Here is a 25939-nt window from a genome sequence, read left to right as displayed (position 1 = left end):
GTGTTTTACGTTTTGATTACTTTCTAAAAAAAAGCTAAATATATGATATATATCAGGTTTTGTTGGCAAAAATAGCACATATAATTCAAATACCAACGTATATATAATTAAATTATATGTATGCTGGTATAAGATTTTCTTATTGTTAGTCCCTAAGTGGTTGAAAAATAGTTAGAATTTCATTGAAAGCTATTTTGAAATGGCATCTAACAAACTGCGAACTTTATCACTATTCCAATTTGCAATTCGTTCGTTTTTTGCTCGGACAACTCCGTGTTTGTCAATGATATATCCCGAAGGTATTTTTTCTGCATCAAAAGGCATTTTCTCACCTATGATTAAATAAGTTACTTTAAAGTTATAGCCTCTCTTGGACATTAATTCTTCTACTGGAGAAGGCAATTCATTGGTAATTATATAGAAATCAACTTTCTCTTTGTAGTCATTATAGAGCTTTTGTATGCCAGATAAATCGGCAACACTCGTAACTCTCCACGATGACCAGAAATAAACAAAGGAAGGTTTCTTTCCTTCTGACTGAGAAAAGTTGAACTCTTTATTATCTCGGTCTTTTAATTTCCAATCAAAGTCAATTTTATATTGTTCATTGGAAGGAAGAACTTCAACAGAGCTGGAAAATATCCGTTGTAAGATTATCTTACTTTCATATCCCAAAGGAGTTACGAAAAAAGCGAGAATAAATAAAATTAATGCGAGATTTAATATAGTTTTTAGTTTCATTTTCAAGTAAGTAAGGGAATTAATTGCCCTAAAAAAGTTTAAGAAAACGATTAAAAGTTTATAAAATTAAATAACTTGCGAAAGCTAATAGAAAATAGAGAACAAAAGCCCAAAAGATACGTTCTTCTGAGCCTTTATTTTCTTATTGAAGTGCTTTTATAATTCTAAAGCTGCTTTAGCATTGCCATTCATTAGGATTTCTACGGGGTTTTCCAACGCTTCTTTCACAGCTACTAAGAAACCAACCGATTCACGTCCGTCAATGATGCGATGGTCATACGAAAGAGCGACATACATTACCGGAGCTATCGTAATTTGTCCGTTTTTAACCACAGCTCGTTCTACAACATTGTGCATTCCTAAAATTCCTGATTGTGGTGGATTGATAATAGGAGTAGAGAGCATCGAACCGAAGACACCTCCATTGGTAATAGTGAATGTTCCTCCCGTCATTTCGTCGACAGTAATCTGACCATCACGAGCTCGTACCGCTAAACGCTTAACTTCTGCTTCAACACCGCGGAATGATAAATTTTCAGCGTTGCGAATTACCGGAACCATCAATCCTTTAGGACCAGAAACGGCAATTGAAATATCATAGAAGTTATACGTTACCTTTTCTTGCCCATCAATCATCGAATTTACGTCAGGATACATCTTTAAAGCCCTAACGACCGCCAACGTAAAGAAAGACATAAATCCTAAATTCACATTATGTTTCTCTTTGAAGGCGTCTTTGTACTGATTTCGAAGCTGGTAAATCGCACTCATATCTACCTCGTTGAAGGTTGTTAGCATTGCTGTTTCATTTTTGGCAGATACTAATCTTTCTGAGACTTTACGGCGGAGCATTGACATTTTAGTTCGCGTTTCACTGCGACTTCCTCCCGTAGGTGTGCCCATAGATGGCTTTGAAGCCTTTAAAGCATCGTCTTTAGTGATACGCCCATCTCTTCCTGTGCCTTTTACAGCCGATACAGGGATTTCTTTTTCTTCTAATATTTTACGAGCTGCCGGACTTGGGGCATTTGTTGCATAAGTTGCCTTTTCGGTTGGTACTTCTGCTACTTTCTTTTCTTCTTTTTTAGGTTCCTCTTTCTTAGTAGGTTCAGATGTGGCGTTTCCTGAAGGTTTTGTAGCTGAAGTATCGATTAAGCATACTACTTGACCTACTTTTACTGCATCACCTTCCTCAGCTTGTAGCGTAATTACGCCACTGGCTTCGGCAGGAAGTTCGAGGGTTGCTTTATCTGAATCAACTTCGGCGATAGCTTGGTCTTTTTCTACATAATCACCCGTCTTTACAAGCCAACGTGCGATTTCTACTTCCGTGATAGATTCTCCCGGTGAGGGAACTTTCATTTCTAACATAGTATTATTAGTTTTAAGTATGAGTTTTTATTTATTGTGTTCTACAAATTACTATCTTGATGTTTCAATTCCGAATTCTCTCCATCTTGCTTGGGGCATTGCTAACTTAGCAACCGCATTTGCTTCCCTCATTTGCTCTTGAATTGCGTTAAGTTTGCTGACAAATTCTTCTGTTTTGGCTTTGAGTTCTGCTTTTAGGCGTTCTTGCTCGTTATTAAGGGCAATTGCTTCTTCACATTGTTTTTCAAGTAGCGAAGTGAAGTCGGAACCAATTCCTCTTTTTTGTACCTCTTGGGCATTGTTTTTTAATCCTGCTACCATTAGCTGAGCTTTTGCGATAAGCTCGGCATAGCTTACTTTGGGTCTGCTTGATTTAGCCATATTAATTGTTTTTTAGTTATTATATTTCTATATAAAGTTCATAACTTGGTTTATAGGTTTTCTATCTTCGGAATGATTTTTCTGATGTTAGAATTCTTTTTTCTTGCTTTTGGAAAGAAATTTCTGTTGTTTGGCTTCATAAAAACTATCTTTGTTATCTGTTTTCGGATATGAAGCAGGTAGATTCTTACTTGAAGCAACTAATTTCTGAGTAAAAGTAGTCTGTTTTCTGTCAGAAGCAATTAGTTTCTGATGTGAAGCAGACTATTCCAGAAGTGAAGCAATTAATTCCTGATATGAAGCAATCAATTCCCGAGATAAAAAATAATAAAAAGAACGTATTTTTTGTTATCTTGATGTTTGGAAGACCAATTCTCGTATTTTTTCTTTTATTAGCGGAGTAAAATCATTCCAATCTTCAATTTTGAATGTTTGCACCTTTTTGACGGATAATAAAAACCAATCTTTTTTAGAAAGTGCTTCTATTGCGTTAATAGCTTCCTTTTTTGATGCTATTTTTGAAAAATATACGCCCTCTTGTTCCTTATAAAAATTATAATCTTTCAATAATTTTTCTATTTCACAGAAAGCTTGGGTGTATGGCTTTCCATAATTCTGCTCTAATACGGAAATATCGATATCAAAAAGGATTGCATACATTTTTGTTGCTTTTTTTGTGTTATAAATAGTTTTTCTTTTCTGTAAAGAATATTTTTTATTGAATGTTTATCCTTTTAATCGGTTACTTATCAAGTTAAGCGTAGCTGAAGTCTTTTTTTATTTTTTCCCTTCGACTTCGCTCAGGGTGATAATAACTCTAATTAGGGTGACAGATGCTTCACTTCAGCTGGAAAATATCTTTCTTAAAGCAATATCGAAACAAAATTACGTATATTATTTCATTATAAGGTGTTTATATAACGTATACTTTGCCAAAGCTACGAAAACTTCGGCAAAGTATACCTATTATTATATATTCTTTTTGGCATTGGCGTTGCGGTCGAAAACCATTGCGATAGCCTCTGCGTGACGTTTTCTATCGCGCGTGTAACTTCCGGAAGCTGGTGCCGAATATACCGTGTTTGATGCCAAACGCCAGTTAACAAAGTCGAAAAACATCAACATATATCCGTAAGCTCCCATATTTTTAGGCTCTTCTTGTGCCCAAACAAAATCATCTGCGTTTTTATATTTTCCTAAAACGGCTTTGATTTGCTCGGTAGGAAGCGGGAATAACTGCTCAATGCGAACAAAAGCTACATCATCGCGACCTAATTTTTCACGTTCGGCATAAAGGTCGTAATAAAAGCGTCCTGAACAGAAAACCACCGATTTCACTTTGGAAGCATCGGCGATTGGGTCGTCAATAACTTCTTGGAATTGCCCATTTGCCAAATCATCAATCGTAGAAACGACTTGTGGGTGGCGAAGTAAGCTCTTTGGTGTGAAAACTACGAGTGGTTTGCGGAAATTAGTTTTCATTTGTCTTCTTAACAAGTGAAAGAAATTCGCAGGTGTGGTACAATTTGCTACATACATATTTTTGTCTGAGCATAATTGCAAATAACGTTCGATACGTGCCGAAGAGTGTTCCGAACCTTGTCCCTCATATCCGTGAGGTAGTAAAATTACGACACCATCTTGGGTTTTCCATTTATCTTCTCCGCAAGAAATGTACTGGTCGAGCATAATTTGTGCCCCATTAGAGAAATCTCCAAACTGAGCTTCCCAAATTGTTAGCGTATTTGGGCTTGCCATTGCGTAACCATACTCATAACCTAACACACCATACTCTGAAAGTAAGGAATTATAGACATAAAAGTTTCCTTTTGCGTGTTTCTCGTGCTGCTTTAGGGCTTTGAGTGGCGTTATTTCTTCTTCTGTATCTTCGGTTTTTACCACTGCGTGGCGATGTGAGAATGTTCCTCGCTGAACGTCCTGACCTGTTAGCCGAACATTGAAACCTTCAGAAAGAAGTGTAGCAAAAGCTAAATGCTCAGCGGTACCCCAATCGATAGTATCCTTTTCAAAGAAACCTTCTTTGCGGTCAGCAATAATTTTTTTGATTTTGCTGATGAATTTCTTGTCGGAAGGTAACTCAGTGATGATTTTTGCTATCTCAACTAAGGTATCTTTGTCGAAAGAAGTGTCTACTTTTTCCAACATTTTCTTACGTGATGCGATTTCAAAGCCTTTCCATACATCTTGCATAAAAGGTTTGATGATGGTTAATTCTTCTTTTCGCGAGGCTTCCAAATGGTTGTCCAGCACTGATTTATATTCATTCTCTATTTGCGCAACATAATCCGAAGTAACAATATTTTCTTCGATTAATCGTTTCGCATAGATGTTTCTTGGGTTTTCGTGTTTTCCTATGGTTTTGTAAAGTACGGGTTGAGTAAAACGAGGTTCGTCACCTTCGTTATGTCCGTACTTACGATAGCCCAGTAGGTCGATAAATATGTCTCTTCCAAACTCTTGACGGAAATCTAATGCCAAAAGAAAAGCGTGAACTACCGCTTCGGCGTCATCAGAGTTTACGTGTAGGACAGGAGAAGAATTAACTTTCGCAATATCCGTACAATATGTTGATGAGCGTGAATCGGTATAGTTTGTAGTGAAACCAACTTGGTTATTTATCACGATATGAATAGTACCTCCTGCCTTAAATCCTTTAAGCTGAGACATTTGTGTGATTTCATATACGACACCTTGTCCTGACACTGCGGCATCACCGTGAATGGCGATAGGAAGTGCTTTTTTGATGTCGCTTGGAAAGAAATTATCTTGCTTGGCTCGGGTAATTCCTTCGATAACAGCCCCAACAGTCTCCAGATGTGAAGGGTTAGGAGCCAAATTCAGGTTGATTTTTTTCCCTGATTGGGTAATTCTTTCGGAAGTAATCCCTAAGTGATACTTTACATCGCCATCGAAATTATCTTCCATTTCGTAATCTTTTCCATCAAACTCAGAAAAAATATCTTGTGGGTTTTTGTTGAAAACATTTGCCAAAACATTTAATCTTCCTCGGTGAGCCATTCCCAAAACTAAGTGTTCTACTCCTTTTTCAGCGGCACGTTCCACGATAAAGTCCAAACCAGCTACGAAAGCATCGTTTCCTTCCAACGAAAAACGCTTCTGACCTACGTATTTCGTATGCAAAAAGTTCTCGAATGAAGTGGCTTCGTTAAGTTTTTTCAGAATTTGGATTTTTTCTTCTTTTGAGAATTGCGGTTTATTGGCATTTTTAAATATTTTATTCTCAATCCATTGCCGAATTTCGGGTTCACGTACGTACGAATACTCAACACCTACCGAATTGCAGTAAATATCTTTCAATGTATTGATAATGTTTCGCAAAGATGTTGGCTGTAATCCGATTTCTTTCGCAGAATCGAAAATAGTTTCCAAATCTGAATTTGAAAGTCCGTAGTTTTCGATATTTAAGTTCGGAATGTATGCTTCACGTTTGCGGATAGGATTAATTTTGGTAAACAAGTGACCATACGTTCTGTAACCATTAATCAGGTTTAGTACTTTGAACTCCTTTTGAAGTTTTTCCGAAGCTACATTGTTGCCCGAATCCACCTTTTGAGCCATTACCTGAACCGTTTCGTCGTACGATTCGCCATAGTTTTCTTGTGCAAAATCAAATCCTTGGAAGAAAGCTCTCCAACTTGCTTCAACTGAGTCAGGATTTTCTAAATATTTTTCGTACAAATCTCCAAAATAAGCTGTACTTGCGGCATTCAAAAAAGAATATTTATCCATAATGAAAAAATGTTGTTCAAATAAGTAACGACAAAGATATAATTTAGTTTTGGATTTTCTATTCTTTTGAATTTTTTTTGGAAATATATTTACATCATTTTGTGAAAGCTAAAAGATGGTCGTGAATTAATTTTCTGATAATCATAATCTTGAATTCTTTTTAAAGTGTATTATTAAATTTCATTTTCTTGCTTTTTCTTTCTTTTTCTTTCAAAAGTAAAAAATTACCTAAGTGTTGTATTTAGCTTTTTGGTGAACCAAAAATGTAAAAAAATTTGTTTATTTGATTTTTAAATTATACCTTGCCACCTTTGAAATTTTATCTACGCAATTATGCAAAACAAAGTAAAGTACGAGTTAGAATTTGCGATTCACGCATCTCCTCAAATGTTGTATCAATACATTTCGTCTCCCTCTGGATTATCGGAGTGGTATGCGGATAATGTGAATTTGAAAGAGGAGATATATACTTTTATTTGGAGTGATACTGAGGAAAAGGCAAAGTTGCTCCGAAAAAAATTAGATGAATCAATAAAATTCAGATGGCTTGGCAGTGGAAATGATACTTACTTTGAAATGAAAATCGTTGTTGATGAAATTACTGAAGATGTGTCGTTAGTGATTGTGGATTTTGCAAGTCCTGAAGATTTGGAAGAATCCAAAATGCTGTGGAAAAACCAAGTAGCGGAACTAAAACACGTATTAGGTTCGGTTTAAAATTAAGATAGAAGTTAATGAAAATAAATTATAACGGAAAGCTTCTGGCTACCGATGATGCCTTTTTGTCCACTGAAAACAGATCTTTCAAATATGGCGATGCTGTTTTTGATACTTTAAAATATACAAATCAACAAATACTTTTTTGGGAAGAACATTATTTACGTTTAATGGCGGGAATGCGTATTCTTCGTATGGAAATCCCAATGTCTTTTACATTAGAGTTTTTAGAAGAAGAAATCCTTAAAACTATCAATGTTAATGATTTAGTAAGTTCGCCTGTTCGTGTTCGTATCACAGTTTTTCGCAAAGATGGAGGTTTGTATACACCTAAAACTAATGAAATAGATTATCTTATTGAAGTTCAAAGGATTGATTCTTACTTTTTTGAGATTAATGAAAATCCGTATGAGGTGGAACTTTTTAAAGATTTTTATGTTCAACCTGATTTGTTGGCAAATGTGAAGCACACGAATCGTTTGGTGAATATTATAGGAAGTGTTTTTGCCAAAGAAAATGATTACCAAAATTGCATCTTGCTGAATTCTAATAAGAATGTTGTAGGAGCTTTAAATGGAAATTTGTTTTTAGTGGAAGGAAAAACTTTAAAAACACCTTTGCTTACCGATGGCTGTTTGAATGGAATTACGCGTAAAGTTCTACTAAATATGCTCAAAAAAACTTCTGATTTTGAATTGGTTGAAACTTCAATATCTCCCTTTGAACTTCAAAAAGCAGACGAATTATTCATAACAAATAGTATCGTTGGTATTCAGCCAATTACAAAATATCGCAAAAAGGAATATACCAATGTGATTGCTAAAAATTTGGTAGGAAAACTCAACACAGTAGTTCGTTTTGGAATGGATAAAAAATAATTTATAATTGTTCTAAATTTCAGAGAGATTCTAACTCACTAAAAAATAATATCTTTGTCGCCTGAAAATTCGATTTTGAGAAGATGAGAACCAAGTCAATAAAGAAAAATGTCATCAATGTAGTTACTCTGGGGTGTTCCAAAAATGTGTATGATAGTGAGGTTTTAATGGGGCAACTAAAAGCAGGAGGTAAAGATGTTGTTCACGAAAAGGAAGGTAATATCGTGGTTATCAATACCTGTGGTTTTATCAATAATGCCAAAGAGGAAAGCATTAATACCATTTTAGATTATGTAAACAAAAAAGAAGAAGGTTTGGTTGATAAGGTTTATGTAATGGGTTGTTTGAGTGAGCGTTACAAGCCTGATTTGGAAAAAGAAATCCCTGACGTCGACCAATATTTCGGAACTACTGAACTTCCTGCTTTGCTGAAAGTTTTAGGAGCTGATTACAAGCACGAACTTATCGGTGAGCGACTTACAACAACTCCTAAAAATTATGCTTACCTAAAAATAGCTGAAGGTTGCGATCGTCCTTGTAGTTTTTGTGCTATTCCGCTGATGCGTGGAAGCCACCGAAGTACCCCTATTGAAGATTTGGTTATCGAAGCTGAAAAATTGGCTACAAAAGGAGTCAAAGAATTGATTTTGATAGCTCAAGATTTAACATATTATGGGTTAGACCTTTATAAAGAAAGAAAATTAGCCGATTTGTTACGTGAGCTTGTCAAGGTAGAGGGAATTGAGTGGATTCGATTACATTATGCTTTCCCGACAGGTTTCCCGATGGACGTTATCGAAGTGATGAAAGAGGAATCAAAAGTTTGTAATTACTTGGACATTCCTTTGCAACACATTTCAGATTCTATTCTGAAAAGTATGAGACGTGGAACAACTCGGGAGAAAACGATAAAATTACTCAAAAAATTTCGAGAAAAATTACCAGAAATGGCGATTCGAACTACTTTGATTGTCGGCTATCCTGGTGAAACTGAAGATGATTTCAATATTCTCAAAGAATTTGTAAAAGAAATGCGATTCGACCGATTGGGTTGTTTTACGTACAGTCACGAGGAGAATACACACGCTTATAACTTGGTCGATGATGTTCCCGAGGAAGTGAAAATAGCTAGAGCTAATGAAATAATGGAAATTCAGTCTCAGATTTCGTGGGAACTCAATCAAGAGAAAATTGGTAAAATATTCCGTTGTCTTATCGACCGCAAAGAAGGAAATTATTTCATAGGACGCACTGAATATGATTCTCCTGATGTTGATAATGAGGTACTTATTGATGCTAAGAGGTTTTATGTGAAAGCAGGTGAATTTGTTAACGTTAAAGTTATCGATGCAGCAGATTATGATTTGTATGCCGAACCTGTGTAAAACTTTTAACGTAATCAAAACATAATATTTCAAGATAAATATTTACTTTTGCAAAATATATAAAGATACATTGAGATGGATTTACAAGGACGTATAAAGTTAATATCAGATATTCAGAGTTTTGGAACGAATGGTTTTCAGAAGAGAGAAGTAGTTATTACCACAGAAGAACAATATCCTCAGCACGTTATTTTCGAATTTACACAAGAAAAATGTGCATTATTAGATTCCTTTCGTGTGGGACAATTGGTGAAAATCAGTTTTAACGTTCGTGGACGTGAATGGATAAATCCGCAAGGAGAAGCTAAGTACTTCAATTCATTGCAAGGTTGGCGTATTGAGAATATGGAAATGGCTCAACAACAAGTATATCAACAGTCTTATCAGCAGCAATCGTATCCTAATCCGCAGTATCAACAACCCTATCAGGGACAACCTTATCAGCAATCTAATTATGGAGGACAGCAATTTGCTAATCAAACACCTCCTCCAATGTCTCCGCAGGGTGGTTTTGAAACTACACAAACTACAAATTCCGAGGACTTCGACGATTTACCTTTCTAAAAGTTGATTTTTTTAGAAGAAAATATGCCTTTTCCTTCTCCCGAAATTGCTTCGGAAGAAGGAATTGTTGCTTATGGCTATGATTTAACTCCAGAACGTTTGCTTGAAGCCTATCAGAATGGAATTTTTCCTTGGTACAATGAAGAAGAACCTGTTTTATGGTGGTCACCAAATCCAAGATTTGTTCTTTTTCCTGAAAAGTTACATATCTCCAAAAATATCAAAAAATTACTTCGAAAGAATATTTATCAAGTAACTTACAATCAAAGTTTTGAAGAAGTTATCAGAAATTGTGCTTCTATCCCTCGAAAAGACCAAGATGGTACGTGGATTCACCCTGAAATGATAGTCACTTACACTCAACTACATCAATTAGGTTATGCTCATTCAGTCGAAGTTTGGTGTGAAAATCAGTTGGTTGGAGGGCTTTATGGCATCAAAATGGGAAATATTTTCTGTGGAGAAAGTATGTTTAGTAGAAAAAGTAATGCTTCACAAGTAGGATTTATCACTTTTTTGCAACAGCACCCTGAAATTAAGTTAGTTGATTGTCAGGTTTATAGTGAATATTTAGAAAAACTCGGTGCTGAAGAAATACCTCGAACACAATTTCTGGAAATAATCAGAAAGAATAAAGTTTCTCTCTGATTCTTACGAGTGTATCAATAGCTTTTTGGTGGTTAGGAGTTTCAGGCAGAGTAGAGGAGACATATAATTGTTCGATTTCTTCCAAAAGTGTTTCTGTCATCAAAAGAATTTCATCATAACTCTTTTCTCCTGCTTTTATCGAAAGTAATTCAGAACGATTGGTTACACGCACATTAAGCGTTCCTGTTTCAAAAATATACTTTGCTGATTGTAATAACCGAATGGTATGCATCATATTTTTGCTGTCATAGTTTTTGCCGTGTTGTTGGTTAGTTAGGTAACGTTCTTGGTTGCGTTGTTCCGCCCATTCCCAGTATTCTTTATATTTTTTGCAGTAGGAGGAATAACCTTCTGAGTTACAATATATATAAGCGATAGGGGCTTTTTCTTTAGGTACGGAAGAAAGTGATAATTCATTCGAGTTTTCCTTCTTCAAGATGCCCTTATAATGTAATTTAGAGGAATCATCGTAAAAAAGAGCATAAATATTTTTTAAATGTGAAATAGCTACCAGTCCACATAGCTCTTGGATTTTGTTTTGTTCTTGGAGCCATTGGTTAAGCGAAACGCTGGAATATCCGTTAAGTACGTAGCAAAAATCAGGTAGACTTTTGCGTTGTGCGTCCATAGGGTTCACTATTTTTTTGTTTAGTCCTCTAGCTTTCTTAATTTGGTTTTGTGCATATCCTACAATGGTATCTTTGCAAAGCTTAGATAAGAAATCTTGCATCATAAAGGCGTTCATAATAGGGTGTTTGTAAAGAATACAATCATTGGGAGAGGCTAAAAGTTCCAAGATATTAGGATTGTTTTTCAGTAATAGTTCCACAAATCTACCAAGTTCATAATAAACAGTGTCATTGGTTGAATTACTAATTTGCGGAATATAATTCAGCCCGTAAAAATCCTTTTTAGGAAGATAGAAAACTCCTTTGATATCGGTGTCAGAAGTTGGCGTATCTAACCCAAAGGCTTTGCTTCCTGCAATAGCTTCAAAGAGTATGAGATTATTGTCTTTCAGATAATTTATGTCCATAATGTATTGTTATTGCTTTAAAGTTTCGAGAAAGAACGTATTCAGTTCGTTATGTATCTTTTCACCAGCAGATAGGTTGTTTGCCTTTTGCGAGTTTTCGGCTAAGATTTGTGTCAAAAAATTACTAATGAGTTCTTCCTTGGGATGTAAGTAACTTTCATTTTGAGATGCTTTTATGTTCATAATCTCCTGAATTTTAGTCTGTATATTGGCTGGTGCAATAGTTAGTAGTTGGCTAAAAGCTACAGGAGAGAAGGAGTTTTTCTCTGCAATCCACTTTCCTGCAAGGGCAGTACGTAATGCATAGAGGTAGCTTTTGAGTTTTACGTTGTCCTGTTGGCAAACTTGTGAAAAATTTTTACTCATACCGAGATAATGATACATACAAGCTATAGGGGAGAAGCACTTTTGGGCAAGTGAACGCAATGATTTAATTAGTTGTGGTTTTTCAAAATATATCACAGGGCTGTACAACCATTCAAGCAGAGGAGTATTTGATTTAGCTAAAAGTAGTAGTGTTTTCTTTAAATCCCACCCACTGCCGTCAAGGTTTTCATCGGTCATAAATTCAATAGTATCATGCTGTTCCCACAATGATAGATAATGTTCTACTTTGCTCTTGTATATGAATCGAATATCAAAATCGCTGTTGGGGGAAGCAAATCCCCAAGCTCGGCTACCCGACTCTACCACGTACAATACTTCTACCGAATATTGATGTTCTACTTCTTTGATTTTTTCTAAAATACGATTTTTTATAGTCATTGTTTGGTACTAAAATTATAGTAAATATTTTTTAGTTTTCTTAACTTAAAGTTAGATAACTCTTTAGGCAAAAATACAAATTTTACATATCTGAAAGACAATTAGCAAACTAAAAACGAATCTTAGCTTGAAATATTTTTTTCAAAAAATTGATTTTGAACCTCATTTTGACTACTTTTGCAACCAATTTTCAAAAGAAACTATTCAATTTCAAAAAATGCTTGACAGATTAAACATTGTAAAACAACGATTCGACGAAATTTCAGACTTGATTATTCAGCCTGATGTTATTTCTGACCAAAAGCGATACATTCAGTTAAATAAAGAATATAAAGACCTCAAAGAGCTTATCGATAAGCGAGAGGAATACATCATTGTAACTTCCAATATTAGTGAGGCTGAAGAAATTATCGCCAATGAAACCGATGCTGAAATGGTGGAAATGGCAAAAATGCAATTGGACGAAGCCAAGGAAAAACTTCCGCAGTTGGAGGAGGAAATCCGCTTTATGCTTATCCCGAAAGACCCCGAAGATGCCAAAAACGCCGTAATGGAAATCCGTGCGGGAACGGGAGGTGATGAGGCTTCTATCTTCGCAGGGGATTTGTATCGTATGTACACAAAATATTGTCAGTCAAAAGGATGGAATACATCTGTAATGGATTACAACGAAGGAACTTCAGGTGGATATAAAGAAATCATCTTTGAAGTTACGGGCGATAATGTGTACGGAACGCTCAAATTTGAGGCTGGGGTACATCGTGTGCAACGCGTTCCGCAAACGGAAACACAAGGACGAGTGCATACTTCGGCGGCGACTGTGATGGTATTGCCCGAAGCAGAAGAATTTGACGTGGAATTGGATATGGCAGACGTTAAGATCATCAGAACGACCTCAACAGGACCTGGAGGGCAGTCGGTGAACACTACCTATTCAGCCATTCAGTTGCAACACATTCCCACAGGGATTGAAGTACGTTGCCAAGACGAAAAATCACAGCATAAAAACTTGGATAAGGCTTTGAAAGTGTTGCGTTCGCGTTTGTACGAGATGGAATTGGCTAAAAAAATGGAGGAAGATTCGGCACGACGCAAAAGTATGGTTTCCAGTGGGGACAGAAGTGCTAAAATCCGCACGTATAACTATCCGCAAGGACGTGTAACTGACCACCGCATCGGGCTGACACTCTACGATTTGCAAAATGTAATCAACGGCGATGTACAACGCCTTATCGACGAGCTACAACTTGCCGAAAACACCGAAAAACTCAAAGAAAACGATATGTTTTAATAATATTGGGAAAGACGATGAAATTCATCGTCTTTCTTTTATGTACAACTATGAAGCAACACAAAAATATTTAATTCACATTATATCTAACAATGAAAAATATAGCATTGGATATAGGGACAAATTCAACAGAATGGGTATTAGTTGATAAAACCAAATCCAACGCTGAAAAGCGTCAGGCTGGGCTATTCGTTATATCTTTTCCTTCGTTGCTCCGCAAAAGAATTCCGCTGCATCCCTAGGGTAATTAATTACATAAAATTATGAAACAATATGAACAGGTTATACAAGTTATGAGAGAAAACGGAGGGTTTGCAACGCTTGGTTTTCTCAATCATAAAGTTAATGTATCTGATTGGGCTACAAAAACTCCTTTTGCTTCCATACGAAGGATTGTACAAGATGAACGATTTTTCTTTAGAATAAAACCAGGACTTTGGGCTTTAAAAGAGTTTCAGAGCGAAATTTTAAATAAGTTCGAAATACAATTATCCACAAAGAAAGAACAAGAGTTTTCACATACTTATTTTCAGGGATTATTGCTCGAAATAGGAAATTTAAAAGGATACAATACTTTTATTCCCGCACAAGATAAAAATAAATTATTTTTAGACAGACCATTGAGGAGCATTTCTACTTTAGACAAAATATTTGATTTTAGTTATCAAAATATCGTTAATAGGGCTAAAACAATAGATGTGATATGGTTCAATAACAGAAATTTACCACATTCTTTTTTTGAAGTTGAACATTCTACCGATATACAAAATTCGTTATTGAAATTTAATGACTTACAGGATTTTTATTCTAAATTTTATATTTTAAGTGCAAGTGAGAGAAAAAAAGAATTTGAACAAAAAATAGCATATTCTGCATTTAAGCAAATAAAAAATAGAGTACAGTTTATTGATTATGATTTTGTTTCGGATTTGCATACGAAGAGTTTTGAATTGTACAAAATAGGAGATTTAGAATAAAAAAATGAATATTTATAAAATAGAAGTAAAGGAAATTCTATCAAGAATAGTTCCGGTTGAGGCAGAAAACGAACAAGAAGCAGTTCAAAAAGTAGAAGAAATGTATAAAAATGAAGAAATCATTTTAGATTTCGATGATTTTGTAACCCATGAAATCATAGAATATTTAGAATGATTTTTTTTCATGCCTCTTTTATCTGTTTAAATGAATATTTTTAGTGTATTTTATCATGATGACCATCAAAAAAATCTACGCCTGTTGGGTATATGTGAGCGATTTGGACGTTTCTAAAGCCTTCTTTCAGCAATTGGGCTTTGTACTCAAATTTCAGCAGGAAGATTGGATAGAATTTGATTTGGGGGCGACTTCTTTTGCTATTCTTAAACGTCCTGCAGAGAAAGGAAAAGCCAAACCGCAAAAAACAAGGATTATGTTTGAAGTGGACGATATGGAAAACCTTTACGAAACTCTAAAAAGCCAAAATATTCGTCTTATTGGCACTATCCGATATGAAACTTACGGAAAACTACTTACCTTTGAAGACCCCGACGGCAATTGGTTTGAATTCTTTGAGGAGAAAAAGTAGAAATATCAATCAATTCGACTAAATAGCGATTATCAAATTAGGATATTCTCTCATTTAAGATAGCTTTTATCATAAAGTTTTCACAAAAAAAATCTACATTAATTATTTTTCATACCTTTGCCCCAGATTTTAAATTATCAAGAATAAATAAAATTTATATTTATTGTTGTTTTAATTAAAATCTTAATAAAGTAGAAACAACTTAAAAAATTAACAGAATGAAAAAAAGCCTATTTTTATTGCTGAGCCTTGTTTTAGGAATAGTATCTTGTTCGAAAGACAAGGAAGAACCTAAACCAGTTGAACCGACACCAACGATTATACTTTCTGAAAAATCTCCTGTCAAATTAATGGAAGGTGATATAAAAGAAATAAAAATTAGTGGTGAAAATTTGAATGAGTTTTCTGTAGCTTCCTCAAATGCAAAGGTAGCAACGGTTAGTGCCAAAGAGAAAATGGTTGTCATTGAGGCAAAATCGGTGGGGACTTCTACTATCACAGTTACTTCAAAAAATGTTTCGCAAAGTCTTACAGTGGAAGTATCTTCGAAAAATATTCTCGTACAACGTATTGAATTTGAAGACCAAAGTAAATTTCCTGTTGGAAGAAATGCAACGTTACATTTTGCGATATTTCCAGAAAATGCTACTAATAAAAAATTAAAATGGGAGTCAAGTAATCCTAATGTAGTAAAGGTTTTTGAAGATGGAAAGATATTTGTTCTTAACAAATCTGGGCAACAAGCAACCATAAAAGCGTCAGCTACGGACGGAAGTAATGTTTCTGCAGAAATAACAATTACAGCCTTTAATATTGTCAGTGAGCTACATATTTTGGAAGGAAAGGAACACACTTTTGCTGTTGGGAGTTCTTTTAATTTGAATTATGAAGCTTATGGTATTGATCGTAAAGAGTCTCCTACAGATGAATCAGTTTCTTGGGAATCAGATGCTTCTGATATAGTATCTGTTAATGCTAATGGAAGAATTACTTGCCACAAAGAAGGACGTGCCGAAATTAAAGCCATTGCTAACGATGGTTTTGGTGCAGAGGCTAAAATCATAATAAAATCAATCATTCCTGTAAATAAAATAAAAATTAACGATCAGGGTAATAAAGGGGCAATTTCTTTGAAAAAAGGTACAAGTCTTCCATTGGTGGTTACTACTTTTGAAGATGATACATTAGTAGAGACAATAAGCGGAGGAAAATCTAAAAGCCAATATGTTACAATTCATTTTTTTAAAACAGCAGAAAATCCTTCTCGTATAGCAGAAATAAGCAAAGAGGGATTATTAAAAGCTTCCCAAAGAACAGGAACTTTTACCCTAAGAGTTAGCTATCAGAATAGTTTAAATCCGAACGAAACTGTTGATTGTGAAGTGACTGTAACAGTAACAGAGTAAGAAGGTAAAAAAATAATAAAAGAAATCACAAAACCCTTTAGAAATTTTTCCAAAGGGTTTTGCCTTTGATGGAAATAAGTAAATTTCTGTGAAAAGACGTTGCTAATTCTTCAAAGGAAACAAAAAACTCCCCAAGAATTAGGAAAATTCATTTTAAAAATCTAATTTTGACTGAGGAAGGAGATTAAAGTAGCAAAGAATAAAGATTCTTTTTGAATATAAAACAGACAAAAACAAAGCCTTTGAAGCCCTTGACAAATGGACGCGTGAGCTTTATAGCTACGCAAAATACGCCCTTGCTGATGAGCCTCAGTTTTTACAAATGTTTGGACGAGCAATACGATAATAGTTTCTGTCAAACTAAGCCAAGTCGAAATTTAAATACAAATAGACTTTGGCTTGGCTATGTCTGACACAGAAAAACATATATCATACTTTTTATAATACCTCTAAAAATTATAATACTAAATACCATTTAACGTATGGCGAAAAAAAGAGCAACTCTTCCAAGTGATATTTATAAAATACTGGAAGATAAAGATTTTGAAGCATTCAAAAAAGTATTTGAAAAATGCGATATCAATGCATATGAGCGAGATTATATCAAAAAACCAGCACTTTGCTTTTATGGTATTCCAGCAGAATGGATACAATGGCTGATAGAAAATGGGGCTAATATTGAGGCGACAGATTCTTATGGAAGAACGGCTCTGTGGTATCATTCTTCTGTGAATGATGTTGAAAGAGTACGTACTTTATTGGCATTAGGAGCGAATATTCACACTTCTGACAAGTATAAAAATGGAGTTTTACACGCTGCATCAGGCAGATTTGAAGTAACAAAGCTATTAGCTGAGCAAGGAGCAAATATTTTTGCTAAAAATGATAGAGGTTTCACACCTTTACAAGAAATGTTAAACAGATGTCAGAATGCAGATATTCCAAAAGTCGCAAAAAGTGCGGCATTATTGCTTGAATTGGGAGAAAAAGTTACCAAATCTGCACAAGAACGTGTGATTTCCATTGGTGAAAATTTTGAGTTTCATCGCGAACGTTTCAATCCAGAGTTTTTGGAAGATACAGAAAACGGCTTACAGGAACTTTATACGTTATTTAAGGTTAAACCTGTGGCAAAACGCATTCAACACGACGGAATTTCACCAATAATTGTTCCAGATGAGCCACTGGAGAAACAATTTGAATATCTTTGGAGCTTTTTAGTGCCAAGTTCAAACAGTGCAAAAACAATTCAAGGAGAAGTTATCCGAATTTCTGGAAAAATTCGTGATGAAATATTACGAAATGGAGCTGGTAATTGGGATAAACATTTCAAAAAAATGCTTTCAGCAATGATTGATTATTTCCAAAAGGGAAATCCACTACAAGAAACAGCAATGGAAAAAGCTAAAGAGCTAAAAACACTTCTTTATGAAGGTGATGATGACGGAGAAAACTCATTTGAATTAGCAAAATTGGCTGTGTTATGGGTAACGCAAAATCCAAATCCTATTATTTTAGAAAAAGTGGAGTACAAAAGGTAAGGGAGAAAAAAAATAAAAGTTTGAATGTTTGTATTGGTAGCAGAGAACGCTTTAAGAATAAAAAGAATAGAAAAACTAACACATCATTATAACGACAGCATCAGTTGTGTGGAAGTATTGCCAGAATATTTGTCCAAAGGTATCAAAATGGTAAAAAAATATCATTGCGAATTTTGCAGGTTTTTTTGATCAGTTTGAAGCAACTACTGAAAAGGTCATTTTAGATTCTTGTCATCTGAATAATTTGGAGGATATTTCAGTATTGAAGGAATTACAAAATAAACATATAATCAATCATTTGGTTTTACCTCAAAAATTTTGGTAAAACAAAAATAAAAAAACTATGAAGGATTTATTTTTAATTGAAGACAATGACGATTTTACCATTGCCTTATACGAAATTCTTGCAGAAAAATGCAATCATAATCCTAATTTATTAAATTCCGTACAGAAAAAAATATTTTTGTGCATATTGTTGGAAAATTTTGGACAGGCAGATAGTATTTTGGGCTTTTTACAAGAGGAATATTCTGAATATAATGATGAAGTCATTGAAGCATTGCGAGAGATAGGAGCTGTAAAATCAGCGGAGATTATAACTAAGGCAGTTAAATTACTTCCTGCCGATGGTTCTTGGTTTTTTGATACTTCTGATGAGTATTCGGAAAAGTTGATGACTGAACTTGACAGCGAATTTTCATACTATCCCGATGGTTTTATGGGAGATTTGTATCGTAAGTATGCAGAAAAACATAGGGAAGAATTATGTTGTATGGAAAAGTAAACACATAAGCAGTATTTAATCGAAAAATAACAAATTCACTTTATGGAAATACAAATAATCTGGCAGAAAATACGCGAGGAATTTGAAAAAATTAATCCACAAATAGGAAAAAGTTTCAATCCACCAGCTGAAGAAGAGAAAATACATCGTTTAGAAGCAATTACAGGTCAAAAATTACCTGAGGATTTCAAAAATTATCTTCGTACGTTTAACGGACAAAATCATCAGTGGTATGAAATTCTTTTTGTGGGATATAACGTATTACTTTCTGTTGATGAAATCATTTCAGATTATGAAATGGCGTCTGAAGATGAGGAAGTTATCGATTGGATAACGCCAAATAAAATTCAACCCAGCATTTGGAACAAGGGGTGGATACCTTTTGCCAATTTCAATGGTACACAACGGATTTTCATTGATTTAAATCCTACCAGTAAAGGAATTTCTGGGCAAATTGTACAACTTTGGTCGGGTATTGATATGGAAAGTGATGAGGTAGTGATTGCAAATTCATTTTATGAGTTCTCCCAAAAAGTATTACAATTTTTGCAAGAGAAAAGTTATGAGATTGAAGATGATGTAATTAATGTAGAATGGTTGGTGTGAGAGTTTTTGTAATTGATAAAAAATAGATATCTGTTTTGAGAAGAGAAAATAGAGAAAAAATAATTGTCTTAAAAATAAAATCCAAAATCTGAAAAATAAAAAGAATATAAATTACTTAATTGAAAGTATATAACATAAAAGACTACCTAAAAACACGTATCTTTGGAGGATCAAAAGGCAATATTTTTTCTGTTTTAAAGGAGAAATCATCTTAATTACAGCATTATAACGCAATAAAAATAAAAAGTATCAGTATATGACACTACAAAAACTAATAAATCAAATACGGAAAAAGAAATCATTCTTATGTGTAGGACTTGATGTGGATTTGACAAAAATTCTGTCACATTTGTTACAAACCGAAGACCCTATTTTTGAGTTCAACAAAGCCATTATCGATGCGACACACTCTTTCGCGGTAGCTTACAAACCCAATACGGCGTTTTATGAGGCTTATGGGGTGAAAGGTTGGCAATCGTTAGCAAAAACTATTGCATATATCAATGAAAATTACCCTGATATATTTACTATCGCTGATGCGAAACGTGGCGATATTGGCAATACTTCGGCAATGTATGCTAAGGCTTTTTTCAATGATTTGCGGTTCGATAGCATTACAGTAGCTCCGTATATGGGAAAGGATTCGGTAGAACCCTTTTTAGCTTTTGAAGATAAAATTACCATACTTTTGGCATTGACTTCCAATGCGGGAGCTTTTGATTTTCAAACGCAAATGGTAAATAATGAGGAGCTTTATAAAAAAGTATTGCAGACTTCTTTAACGTGGAAAAATAGTCAGAATTTGATGTACGTAGTAGGAGCTACCAAAGCCGAATATCTGAAAGAAATCCGTAAGATTGTACCGAATCACTTTCTGTTGGTTCCCGGTGTAGGAGCTCAAGGCGGTAGTTTGGATGAGGTTTGTGAGTATGGACTCAATGCAGATAATGGTTTGCTGATAAACTCTTCAAGAGGAATCATTTATGCCTCCAACGGCACTGATTTTGCCGAAAAAGCCCGTGAAGAAGCTCAAAAATTACAACAACAAATGGAAAAATGGGTGCGATAAGAAATAAAAAAAGTAACGATTTTTAAATAAAATCGTTGCTTTTTAACTTTTAAACAATTAGATATTAATACTTTGTGTTGAGTTTGATATATTCTAAAAATTCTTTGCGAACTTCAGGGTCTTTGAACTTTCCTCCGAATTCAGCAGTTACTGTACTACTTTCAATATCCTTGATTCCTCGCGAATTAACACACAAATGTTTGGCATCAATTACACAAGCGACGTCTTCTGTCCCTAAAGCTTGTTGCATTTCCTGAACAATTTGCAAAGTCAAACGCTCTTGCACTTGCGGACGTTTTGCGTAATACTCAACAATGCGGTTCATTTTCGAAAGACCGATGACTTTTCCGTTAGAAATATATCCCACGTGAGCCCTTCCTACAATAGGTAGAAGGTGATGTTCGCAAGTGGAATACACTACAATATTTTTTTCAACCAACATTTCTCCATATTGATAACTATTATCAAAAGTAGAAGCTGAAGGGCGACGATCGGGGTGTAATCCTCCAAAAATTTCTTTGACGAACATTTTGGCAACTCGTTTTGGAGTTCCTCTTAGACTATCATCAGTTAGGTCTAAGCCTAAAGTATGCATTATTTGCCTTATGTTTTCTTCAATTATGCTAATTTTCTCAGCATCAGTTTTTTCGAATGCATCAGTACGTAGGGGAGTTTTTGCAGAAGTACATACGTGGTTGTCTCCCAATGCATCTTCTTCCGAAATATGTTTATTTGCCATTTCCTTAATATTAGTTCTTAATAATTCACTTTTAAAAGTTTGCAAAGATACTTCTTTAATTTGAAAAAAGCCTTATTTTATTTGTGTCTTTTTTATTCTTTTTTATATAATTTGTTGATTTTATTCACGATAAGAGATACAGCTCCATCTCCAGTTACATTACAAGCTGTTCCGAAGCTGTCCATTGCTATATAAAGAGCAATCATAAGAGCTTGTTGCTGAGTATCAAACCCTAACATTGATTGTAAAAGCCCGAGTGCAGCCATTATTGCTCCACCAGGAACACCTGGAGCAGCAATCATCATTATTCCGAGCATCATAATAAGTCCTGAAAAAGATTCAAATTCAATAGTTTGTCCTTCCATAAGTAACAAAGCCATCGCACAGGCGGTTATTTTCATTGTACTTCCTGAAAGATGGATAGTGGCACAAAGAGGAACTACAAAACTCGCGATACGTTCAGGAACGCCCATTTTGATGACTTGCCTCAAGGTGACTGGAATTGTTGCCGCAGAGGATTGTGTTCCAAGGGCTATTGCATATGCAGGCATCATCGTGAGGAGTGATTTTATTGGATTTTTTCCTGAGATTAATCCTGCTAGAACGAATTGTAATATCAGTAATGCAATGTGCATCAGAAAGATAATTCCGATTACTTTAAAGAATACATTTATTACTGAAACAACTTTTCCACCATAAGCAATTTCAGAGAAAATACTCATAATGTAAAGAGGTAAAAGTGGAATAATAACTTTTCCAATGACAAGAGTAATGATGTCTTTAAAATCTTTCAGAACATTTCCTAAGGTTGAATTACTTTTCAATGACAAGCCAATACCAATCATAAATGCAAGTACTAAGACACTCATAACGTCGAGTATTGGAGGAATGTTAATGGTGAAAAATGGATTTAGAGAACGTTCAATTGTTTCTTGCGTTGGTGAGTTTAGAGTTTGTTCACCAATCACAGCAGGAAACAAAGCACTTCCTACAAAATAAGTAGAAAATCCTGAAAAAATAGTGAATGAATATGCAATAATAACAGTTACAAGCAGTAGTTTTCCTGCATTTTTACCAAGTTCGGCAATGGCAGGCATTACAAGTCCCATAATGATTAATGGAATTGAAAAACCAAGAAAACTTCCAAATAATTTGTTGAAAGTTACAAAAGCACGATTTAGCCAAAGAGGAGCATATAGCCCAACAACAATCCCGATTAATATGGCTATGAAAACTCTGAATAGTAAATTGTTAAAAAGCTTCATAACATTATCTTTTTTAGGTTTTTAATATATAATTTTTCAAAATTCGTCACCATCGTATTATGGCACTCGCCCAAGTGAATCCACTACCAAAGGCAGCTAATACTACCAGGTCACCATCTTTAATTTTTCCTAATTGATAAGCTTCCGTTAGAGCTATAGGAATGGAAGCCGCTGTGGTGTTTCCGTACTTTGTAATGTTGTTGTAAATTTGGTCATCTGTTAATTCAAATTTTTGCTGAATGAATTGCGAAATACGTAAATTAGCTTGATGTGGAATTAACGTATTTATGTCTTTTTGAGTTAATCCATTGGTTTTGAGTCCTTCTTGGATGACTTCAGAAAAACGAACTACCGCATTTTTGAAAACGTGTTGTCCGTTCATATACGGAAAATAACTCACATCGTCAGGATTGTTTTCCGCTACGATATCTGTAACCCATCGTTTTCCAATTCCAGGGGCAATAAGAGCTAATTCTTCTGCGTGAGTACCTTCGCTATGTAAATGAGTAGATAAAATGCCTTTTTTTGGATTTTCTTCCCGTGATACAATGGCTGCACCAGCTCCATCTCCAAAAATAACAGAAACATTTCGTCCTCGTGTGGAAAAGTCCAAACCAGGAGAATGTGTTTCAGAACCAATAATCAAAATGTTTTTGTACATTCCTGTTTTTATGTACTGGTCAGCAATGGAAAGAGCATAAACAAATCCTGAGCATTGATTTCTGATGTCTAAAGCTCCTACGGTTTTTAATCCTAATTCTCTCTGAACCAAAACTCCACAACCAGGAAAGTAATAATCAGGGCTTAAGGTTGCGAAAATGATGAAATCAATATCGTTTTTGTCAATTTCTGCATTTTCGATAGCTTTCAAACTTGCTTTAACTCCCATACTGGTTGTAGTATCCTCTCCTTTGATGACGTGTCTTCGTTGTTGAATTCCTGTACGTTCCTGAATCCAAGCATCACTCGTATCCATTAACTTTGATAAATCATCGTTGGTAACTATATTGTCAGGGACATAAAATCCTAATCCTTTGATTTTTGAGCGGTATATCATAATTTAATCGTAATTTTTATCAAAAGTAAGAGTAAAAATTCTAATATCCAAAAAAGAAATATGAAATCCTTTCGTTAATCAAAAAAATATTGGGATATTTGCACATCCGCACAGATAATCATAATTTTTTATGCTTGTGTTGATGTTTTAGATAAAAAAGCACTAAATTATATTTTTTAGAGAAAGATGAAGAGGATTTTACGAAACATATTTTACATTTCGGGGATTGTTTTAGTAGCAGGATTTCTTATTAATGCTGTCGCCGTAACAACTGAGAAGAATAACATTTTTAAAAATCAAACAGATACTCTTAATGGTACAACCAATGCATATAATGTTTATGCAATTGACTTGCCCTCAGAAATAGATTTTGCGGGGGAGAGAGTTCCATTGGAAATTCCAGATGTTTATGAGCGTTTGGACAGAGAATTTTTGGTCAATACGTACTGGCAGTCCAATGGGTTACTATTAATCAAACGTTCTAATAAGTATTTTCCAATTATCGAACCAATTTTAAAACGAAATGGAATTCCTGATGATTTTAAATATTTGGCTTTAATTGAAAGCGGACTTTTAGATGTGGTGTCTCCTTCAGGAGCCAGTGGTTTTTGGCAATTTATGAAGGCAGCAGCTATCGAACACGGGTTGGAAGTAAGTAGCACAGTTGACGAGCGTTACCATCTGGAAAAAGCAACTCAAGCAGCGTGTGATTATTTGAAAAAAGCAAAACAAAGTACAGGAAGTTGGACAATGGCAGCAGCGGCATACAACGCAGGTATTACAGGGATGAATAATCAAGTTACGGCTCAGCAGACTTCAAACTATTATGATTTATGGCTTAACTCGGAAACTTCACGTTACGTTTTTCGGATTTTAGCAGTTAAGGAAATTATGAAAAATCCAAAGCGTTACGGATTTAATTTTGAGGAACGACATCTTTACAATGAGGTGCCAACTTTCAATGTAAAGGTCGATACGAGTATAACCAGCTTAGTTGATTTCGCTAAAAAACATAATATTACCTACAAGGAATTAAAAATACACAATACGTGGCTTCGTGACCGCAAATTGGATAACAAAAGTGGAAAAACGTATTATATAAAAATTCCAAAAAAATAAAGGTTTAAAATCTCAAGAGTCAGCTTTCATTACAAAGCTGATTTTTTTGTGATAAACGTATTGAATTCTGTCAATCTTCTTTAAAATCCTGAAAATAGAAATTTTTTATTTTGTACAAAGTCCATTAATTTGTGGAATAGTACAAAATCGTTTAATTTTGCATAGATAGAAAATGGATTTTGATTTTGGAAATGATTGATTTTGATACTAAAATGATGAATAGGTGTATTCAGTTAGCTTACAATGGTTTAGGTAACACATATCCCAATCCGATGGTAGGCTGTGTAATCGTTCATCAAGATAAAATAATAGGTGAGGGGTGGCACAGAAAAGCAGGAGAACCACACGCTGAGGTGAATGCCATTCGTTCGGTAAAAGATAAAAGTCTGTTGCCCAAAAGTACACTTTATGTCAGCTTGGAGCCTTGTAGTCATTTTGGTAAAACACCTCCGTGTAGTGACTTGATAATCAAATATAAAATTCCCAAAATAGTTATAGGAACTACCGACCCATTTGCAAAAGTTTCCGGTACAGGAATTGCAAAACTGAAAGAAGCTGGTTGTGAGGTAATTGTAGGAGTCTTGGAAAAGGAATGTCAGAAACTTAATAAGCGTTTCTTTACTTTTCATCAGAAAAAACGACCTTATATCTTCCTAAAGTGGGCAGAAACTCTTGATGGTTTTATGGCTCCTGAAACTAAAGATGAATTAGCTCCAAAATGGATAACTAATTTGCTTTCAAGGCAGTATGTTCATAAAATGAGAAGTGAAGAACAAGCAATCTTGGCTGGTACAAATACAATTTTGCACGATAATCCCAAACTAAATGTACGTGATTGGTTTGGAGGGAATTTACTACGTGTGGTCATTGATAAAGATTTGAAAATACCACGAAATTTTTCGATTTGGAATGATGAACAATCAACATTGTTTATTTCTGAAAAAACTAATAATGAATCATTTAAGAAAACCTCTTTCTATAAAATTGATTTTTCAGCAAATTTGCCTCAACAGATTTGTAATGTACTGTTTGAGAAGAACGTACAGAGCTTAATAGTTGAAGGAGGAAGAAGTGTTTTACAACAATTCATAGAGGCTAATTTGTGGGATGAAGCATTTGTATTTGTGGGAAATATTTGCTTTGAAAAAGGGTTAAAATCTCCTGATTTTCAGAAAAAAACATTGAAAGAAGTTAGAGAATTTGATGAAGATATATTGTTTATTTATAGCAACTTATAAATT

28 protein-coding genes are annotated in these 25939 nt (G+C 34.7%); 18 read left to right on the top strand and 10 right to left on the bottom strand.

Annotated features, from left to right (window positions below):
- Positions 1-189: 189 nt before the first annotated feature.
- The 5 genes from CGC48_RS03330 to CGC48_RS03310 all read right to left on the bottom strand — a co-directional run bounded on the left by CGC48_RS03330 (position 190) and on the right by CGC48_RS03310 (position 6264).
- Positions 190-741, bottom strand: a complete 552-nt coding sequence (locus CGC48_RS03330; RefSeq protein ID WP_098028466.1) for a TlpA family protein disulfide reductase — start codon at positions 739-741, stop codon at positions 190-192.
- 156 nt (positions 742-897) lie between these two features.
- Positions 898-2112, bottom strand: a complete 1215-nt coding sequence (gene odhB, locus CGC48_RS03325; RefSeq protein WP_098028465.1) for a 2-oxoglutarate dehydrogenase complex dihydrolipoyllysine-residue succinyltransferase — start codon at positions 2110-2112, stop codon at positions 898-900.
- 51 nt (positions 2113-2163) lie between these two features.
- The gene (locus CGC48_RS03320) at positions 2164-2493 is read right to left on the bottom strand and encodes a hypothetical protein (RefSeq protein ID WP_098028464.1); all 330 of its coding nucleotides are present in this window, start codon (positions 2491-2493) and stop codon (positions 2164-2166) included.
- Between the two features lie 348 nt (positions 2494-2841).
- Positions 2842-3153, bottom strand: coding sequence for a virulence protein (locus CGC48_RS03315; protein WP_098028463.1), 312 nt, complete (start codon positions 3151-3153; stop codon positions 2842-2844).
- Positions 3154-3462: 309 nt separating this feature from the next.
- Positions 3463-6264: a 2-oxoglutarate dehydrogenase E1 component gene (locus tag CGC48_RS03310; RefSeq protein WP_098028462.1), complete on the bottom strand. Its 2802-nt coding sequence runs from the start codon at positions 6262-6264 to the stop codon at positions 3463-3465.
- A gap of 333 nt (positions 6265-6597) precedes the next feature.
- On the opposite strand from CGC48_RS03310, the gene CGC48_RS03305 reads away from it, so the two are divergent.
- The 5 genes from CGC48_RS03305 (at position 6598) to aat (ending at position 10456) form a co-directional block, all read left to right on the top strand.
- Positions 6598-6981: an START-like domain-containing protein gene (locus CGC48_RS03305; protein ID WP_098028461.1), complete on the top strand. Its 384-nt coding sequence runs from the start codon at positions 6598-6600 to the stop codon at positions 6979-6981.
- 17 nt (positions 6982-6998) lie between these two features.
- The gene (locus CGC48_RS03300) at positions 6999-7859 is read left to right on the top strand and encodes an aminotransferase class IV (RefSeq protein WP_098028460.1); all 861 of its coding nucleotides are present in this window, start codon (positions 6999-7001) and stop codon (positions 7857-7859) included.
- 83 nt (positions 7860-7942) lie between these two features.
- Positions 7943-9244 carry a 30S ribosomal protein S12 methylthiotransferase RimO gene (rimO, locus tag CGC48_RS03295; protein ID WP_098028459.1) on the top strand — a complete coding sequence of 434 codons (1302 nt, stop codon included), beginning with the start codon at positions 7943-7945 and terminating at the stop codon, positions 9242-9244.
- 75 nt (positions 9245-9319) lie between these two features.
- On the top strand, positions 9320-9808 hold the full coding sequence (locus tag CGC48_RS03290; RefSeq protein ID WP_098028458.1) for a DUF3127 domain-containing protein: 489 nt from the start codon (positions 9320-9322) through the stop codon (positions 9806-9808).
- A 24-nt stretch (positions 9809-9832) separates the two neighbouring features.
- Positions 9833-10456 (top strand): leucyl/phenylalanyl-tRNA--protein transferase, encoded by a 624-nt coding sequence (gene aat, locus CGC48_RS03285; RefSeq protein WP_394336565.1) that lies wholly within the window; start codon positions 9833-9835, stop codon positions 10454-10456.
- Here aat and CGC48_RS03280 read toward each other — a convergent pair.
- On the bottom strand, positions 10431-11492 hold the full coding sequence (locus CGC48_RS03280; protein ID WP_098028456.1) for a DNA polymerase beta superfamily protein: 1062 nt from the start codon (positions 11490-11492) through the stop codon (positions 10431-10433). The genes aat and CGC48_RS03280 overlap by 26 nt on opposite strands.
- A gap of 9 nt (positions 11493-11501) precedes the next feature.
- Complete coding sequence (locus tag CGC48_RS03275; RefSeq protein WP_098028455.1) at positions 11502-12257, bottom strand: nucleotidyltransferase domain-containing protein; 756 nt, start codon at positions 12255-12257, stop codon at positions 11502-11504.
- Positions 12258-12474: 217 nt separating this feature from the next.
- On the opposite strand from CGC48_RS03275, the gene prfA reads away from it, so the two are divergent.
- The 11 genes from prfA to pyrF all read left to right on the top strand — a co-directional run bounded on the left by prfA (position 12475) and on the right by pyrF (position 20518).
- Complete coding sequence (gene prfA / locus CGC48_RS03270; protein ID WP_013997009.1) at positions 12475-13548, top strand: peptide chain release factor 1; 1074 nt, start codon at positions 12475-12477, stop codon at positions 13546-13548.
- A 92-nt stretch (positions 13549-13640) separates the two neighbouring features.
- On the top strand, positions 13641-13790 hold the full coding sequence (locus CGC48_RS11715) for a hypothetical protein (RefSeq protein WP_157909861.1): 150 nt from the start codon (positions 13641-13643) through the stop codon (positions 13788-13790).
- A gap of 21 nt (positions 13791-13811) precedes the next feature.
- Positions 13812-14525 carry a hypothetical protein gene (locus tag CGC48_RS03265; protein ID WP_098028454.1) on the top strand — a complete coding sequence of 238 codons (714 nt, stop codon included), beginning with the start codon at positions 13812-13814 and terminating at the stop codon, positions 14523-14525.
- Positions 14526-14529: 4 nt separating this feature from the next.
- Entirely contained in the window at positions 14530-14700 is a 171-nt protein-coding gene (locus CGC48_RS03260) for a DpnD/PcfM family protein (protein ID WP_082021468.1), read from the top strand.
- A gap of 58 nt (positions 14701-14758) precedes the next feature.
- Positions 14759-15112: a VOC family protein gene (locus CGC48_RS03255; protein ID WP_098028453.1), complete on the top strand. Its 354-nt coding sequence runs from the start codon at positions 14759-14761 to the stop codon at positions 15110-15112.
- Positions 15113-15330: 218 nt separating this feature from the next.
- Positions 15331-16518, top strand: coding sequence for an Ig-like domain-containing protein (locus CGC48_RS03250; RefSeq protein WP_098028452.1), 1188 nt, complete (start codon positions 15331-15333; stop codon positions 16516-16518).
- Between the two features lie 242 nt (positions 16519-16760).
- Complete coding sequence (locus CGC48_RS11710; RefSeq protein ID WP_157909860.1) at positions 16761-16931, top strand: hypothetical protein; 171 nt, start codon at positions 16761-16763, stop codon at positions 16929-16931.
- 69 nt (positions 16932-17000) lie between these two features.
- Complete coding sequence (locus CGC48_RS03245) at positions 17001-18059, top strand: ankyrin repeat domain-containing protein (protein WP_098028451.1); 1059 nt, start codon at positions 17001-17003, stop codon at positions 18057-18059.
- Positions 18060-18402: 343 nt separating this feature from the next.
- Positions 18403-18843, top strand: coding sequence for a DMP19 family protein (locus tag CGC48_RS03240; protein ID WP_098028450.1), 441 nt, complete (start codon positions 18403-18405; stop codon positions 18841-18843).
- A gap of 42 nt (positions 18844-18885) precedes the next feature.
- Positions 18886-19449 carry an SMI1/KNR4 family protein gene (locus CGC48_RS03235; RefSeq protein WP_098028449.1) on the top strand — a complete coding sequence of 188 codons (564 nt, stop codon included), beginning with the start codon at positions 18886-18888 and terminating at the stop codon, positions 19447-19449.
- 256 nt (positions 19450-19705) lie between these two features.
- The gene (pyrF, locus tag CGC48_RS03230) at positions 19706-20518 is read left to right on the top strand and encodes an orotidine-5'-phosphate decarboxylase (protein WP_098028448.1); all 813 of its coding nucleotides are present in this window, start codon (positions 19706-19708) and stop codon (positions 20516-20518) included.
- A gap of 64 nt (positions 20519-20582) precedes the next feature.
- Here pyrF and folE read toward each other — a convergent pair whose 3' ends face one another.
- The 3 genes from folE to CGC48_RS03215 all read right to left on the bottom strand — a co-directional run bounded on the left by folE (position 20583) and on the right by CGC48_RS03215 (position 23579).
- Positions 20583-21257, bottom strand: coding sequence for a GTP cyclohydrolase I FolE (gene folE, locus CGC48_RS03225; RefSeq protein WP_098029743.1), 675 nt, complete (start codon positions 21255-21257; stop codon positions 20583-20585).
- Between the two features lie 92 nt (positions 21258-21349).
- Positions 21350-22522, bottom strand: a complete 1173-nt coding sequence (locus CGC48_RS03220) for a dicarboxylate/amino acid:cation symporter (RefSeq protein WP_098028447.1) — start codon at positions 22520-22522, stop codon at positions 21350-21352.
- 46 nt (positions 22523-22568) lie between these two features.
- A complete protein-coding gene (locus CGC48_RS03215; protein ID WP_098028446.1) occupies positions 22569-23579 on the bottom strand; it encodes a 3-oxoacyl-ACP synthase III family protein in 1011 nt (336 codons plus the stop codon).
- A 186-nt stretch (positions 23580-23765) separates the two neighbouring features.
- Here CGC48_RS03215 and CGC48_RS03210 point away from each other — a divergent pair, with 186 nt between their 5' ends.
- Positions 23766-24698, top strand: coding sequence for a transglycosylase SLT domain-containing protein (locus CGC48_RS03210; protein WP_098028445.1), 933 nt, complete (start codon positions 23766-23768; stop codon positions 24696-24698).
- A 212-nt stretch (positions 24699-24910) separates the two neighbouring features.
- Positions 24911-25936 (top strand): bifunctional diaminohydroxyphosphoribosylaminopyrimidine deaminase/5-amino-6-(5-phosphoribosylamino)uracil reductase RibD, encoded by a 1026-nt coding sequence (ribD, locus tag CGC48_RS03205; protein ID WP_098029742.1) that lies wholly within the window; start codon positions 24911-24913, stop codon positions 25934-25936.
- The last annotated feature ends 3 nt before the right edge of the window (positions 25937-25939 follow it).

It is taken from the genome of Capnocytophaga cynodegmi (assembly GCF_002302475.1).
Taxonomy (GTDB): domain Bacteria; phylum Bacteroidota; class Bacteroidia; order Flavobacteriales; family Flavobacteriaceae; genus Capnocytophaga; species Capnocytophaga cynodegmi.
The sequence above is the reverse complement of the archived record's forward strand: the minus strand, read 5'-3'. Positions and strand labels throughout refer to the sequence as shown.

Bases quoted from the DNA above. Each gene is read 5' to 3' on its own strand.
- CGC48_RS03330 (WP_098028466.1), bottom strand. From the start codon at position 741: ATGAAACTAAAAACTATATTAAATCTCGCATTAATTTTATTTATTCTC.
- odhB (WP_098028465.1), bottom strand. From the start codon at position 2,112: ATGTTAGAAATGAAAGTTCCCTCACCGGGAGAATCTATCACGGAAGTA.
- CGC48_RS03320 (WP_098028464.1), bottom strand. From the start codon at position 2,493: ATGGCTAAATCAAGCAGACCCAAAGTAAGCTATGCCGAGCTTATCGCA.
- CGC48_RS03315 (WP_098028463.1), bottom strand. From the start codon at position 3,153: ATGTATGCAATCCTTTTTGATATCGATATTTCCGTATTAGAGCAGAAT.
- CGC48_RS03310 (WP_098028462.1), bottom strand. From the start codon at position 6,264: ATGGATAAATATTCTTTTTTGAATGCCGCAAGTACAGCTTATTTTGGA.
- CGC48_RS03305 (WP_098028461.1), top strand. From the start codon at position 6,598: ATGCAAAACAAAGTAAAGTACGAGTTAGAATTTGCGATTCACGCATCT.
- CGC48_RS03300 (WP_098028460.1), top strand. From the start codon at position 6,999: ATGAAAATAAATTATAACGGAAAGCTTCTGGCTACCGATGATGCCTTT.
- rimO (WP_098028459.1), top strand. From the start codon at position 7,943: ATGAGAACCAAGTCAATAAAGAAAAATGTCATCAATGTAGTTACTCTG.
- CGC48_RS03290 (WP_098028458.1), top strand. From the start codon at position 9,320: ATGGATTTACAAGGACGTATAAAGTTAATATCAGATATTCAGAGTTTT.
- aat (WP_394336565.1), top strand. From the start codon at position 9,833: ATGCCTTTTCCTTCTCCCGAAATTGCTTCGGAAGAAGGAATTGTTGCT.
- CGC48_RS03280 (WP_098028456.1), bottom strand. From the start codon at position 11,492: ATGGACATAAATTATCTGAAAGACAATAATCTCATACTCTTTGAAGCT.
- CGC48_RS03275 (WP_098028455.1), bottom strand. From the start codon at position 12,257: ATGACTATAAAAAATCGTATTTTAGAAAAAATCAAAGAAGTAGAACAT.
- prfA (WP_013997009.1), top strand. From the start codon at position 12,475: ATGCTTGACAGATTAAACATTGTAAAACAACGATTCGACGAAATTTCA.
- CGC48_RS11715 (WP_157909861.1), top strand. From the start codon at position 13,641: ATGAAAAATATAGCATTGGATATAGGGACAAATTCAACAGAATGGGTA.
- CGC48_RS03265 (WP_098028454.1), top strand. From the start codon at position 13,812: ATGAAACAATATGAACAGGTTATACAAGTTATGAGAGAAAACGGAGGG.
- CGC48_RS03260 (WP_082021468.1), top strand. From the start codon at position 14,530: ATGAATATTTATAAAATAGAAGTAAAGGAAATTCTATCAAGAATAGTT.
- CGC48_RS03255 (WP_098028453.1), top strand. From the start codon at position 14,759: ATGACCATCAAAAAAATCTACGCCTGTTGGGTATATGTGAGCGATTTG.
- CGC48_RS03250 (WP_098028452.1), top strand. From the start codon at position 15,331: ATGAAAAAAAGCCTATTTTTATTGCTGAGCCTTGTTTTAGGAATAGTA.
- CGC48_RS03245 (WP_098028451.1), top strand. From the start codon at position 17,001: ATGGCGAAAAAAAGAGCAACTCTTCCAAGTGATATTTATAAAATACTG.
- CGC48_RS03240 (WP_098028450.1), top strand. From the start codon at position 18,403: ATGAAGGATTTATTTTTAATTGAAGACAATGACGATTTTACCATTGCC.
- CGC48_RS03235 (WP_098028449.1), top strand. From the start codon at position 18,886: ATGGAAATACAAATAATCTGGCAGAAAATACGCGAGGAATTTGAAAAA.
- pyrF (WP_098028448.1), top strand. From the start codon at position 19,706: ATGACACTACAAAAACTAATAAATCAAATACGGAAAAAGAAATCATTC.
- folE (WP_098029743.1), bottom strand. From the start codon at position 21,257: ATGGCAAATAAACATATTTCGGAAGAAGATGCATTGGGAGACAACCAC.
- CGC48_RS03220 (WP_098028447.1), bottom strand. From the start codon at position 22,522: ATGAAGCTTTTTAACAATTTACTATTCAGAGTTTTCATAGCCATATTA.
- CGC48_RS03215 (WP_098028446.1), bottom strand. From the start codon at position 23,579: ATGATATACCGCTCAAAAATCAAAGGATTAGGATTTTATGTCCCTGAC.
- CGC48_RS03210 (WP_098028445.1), top strand. From the start codon at position 23,766: ATGAAGAGGATTTTACGAAACATATTTTACATTTCGGGGATTGTTTTA.
- ribD (WP_098029742.1), top strand. From the start codon at position 24,911: ATGATGAATAGGTGTATTCAGTTAGCTTACAATGGTTTAGGTAACACA.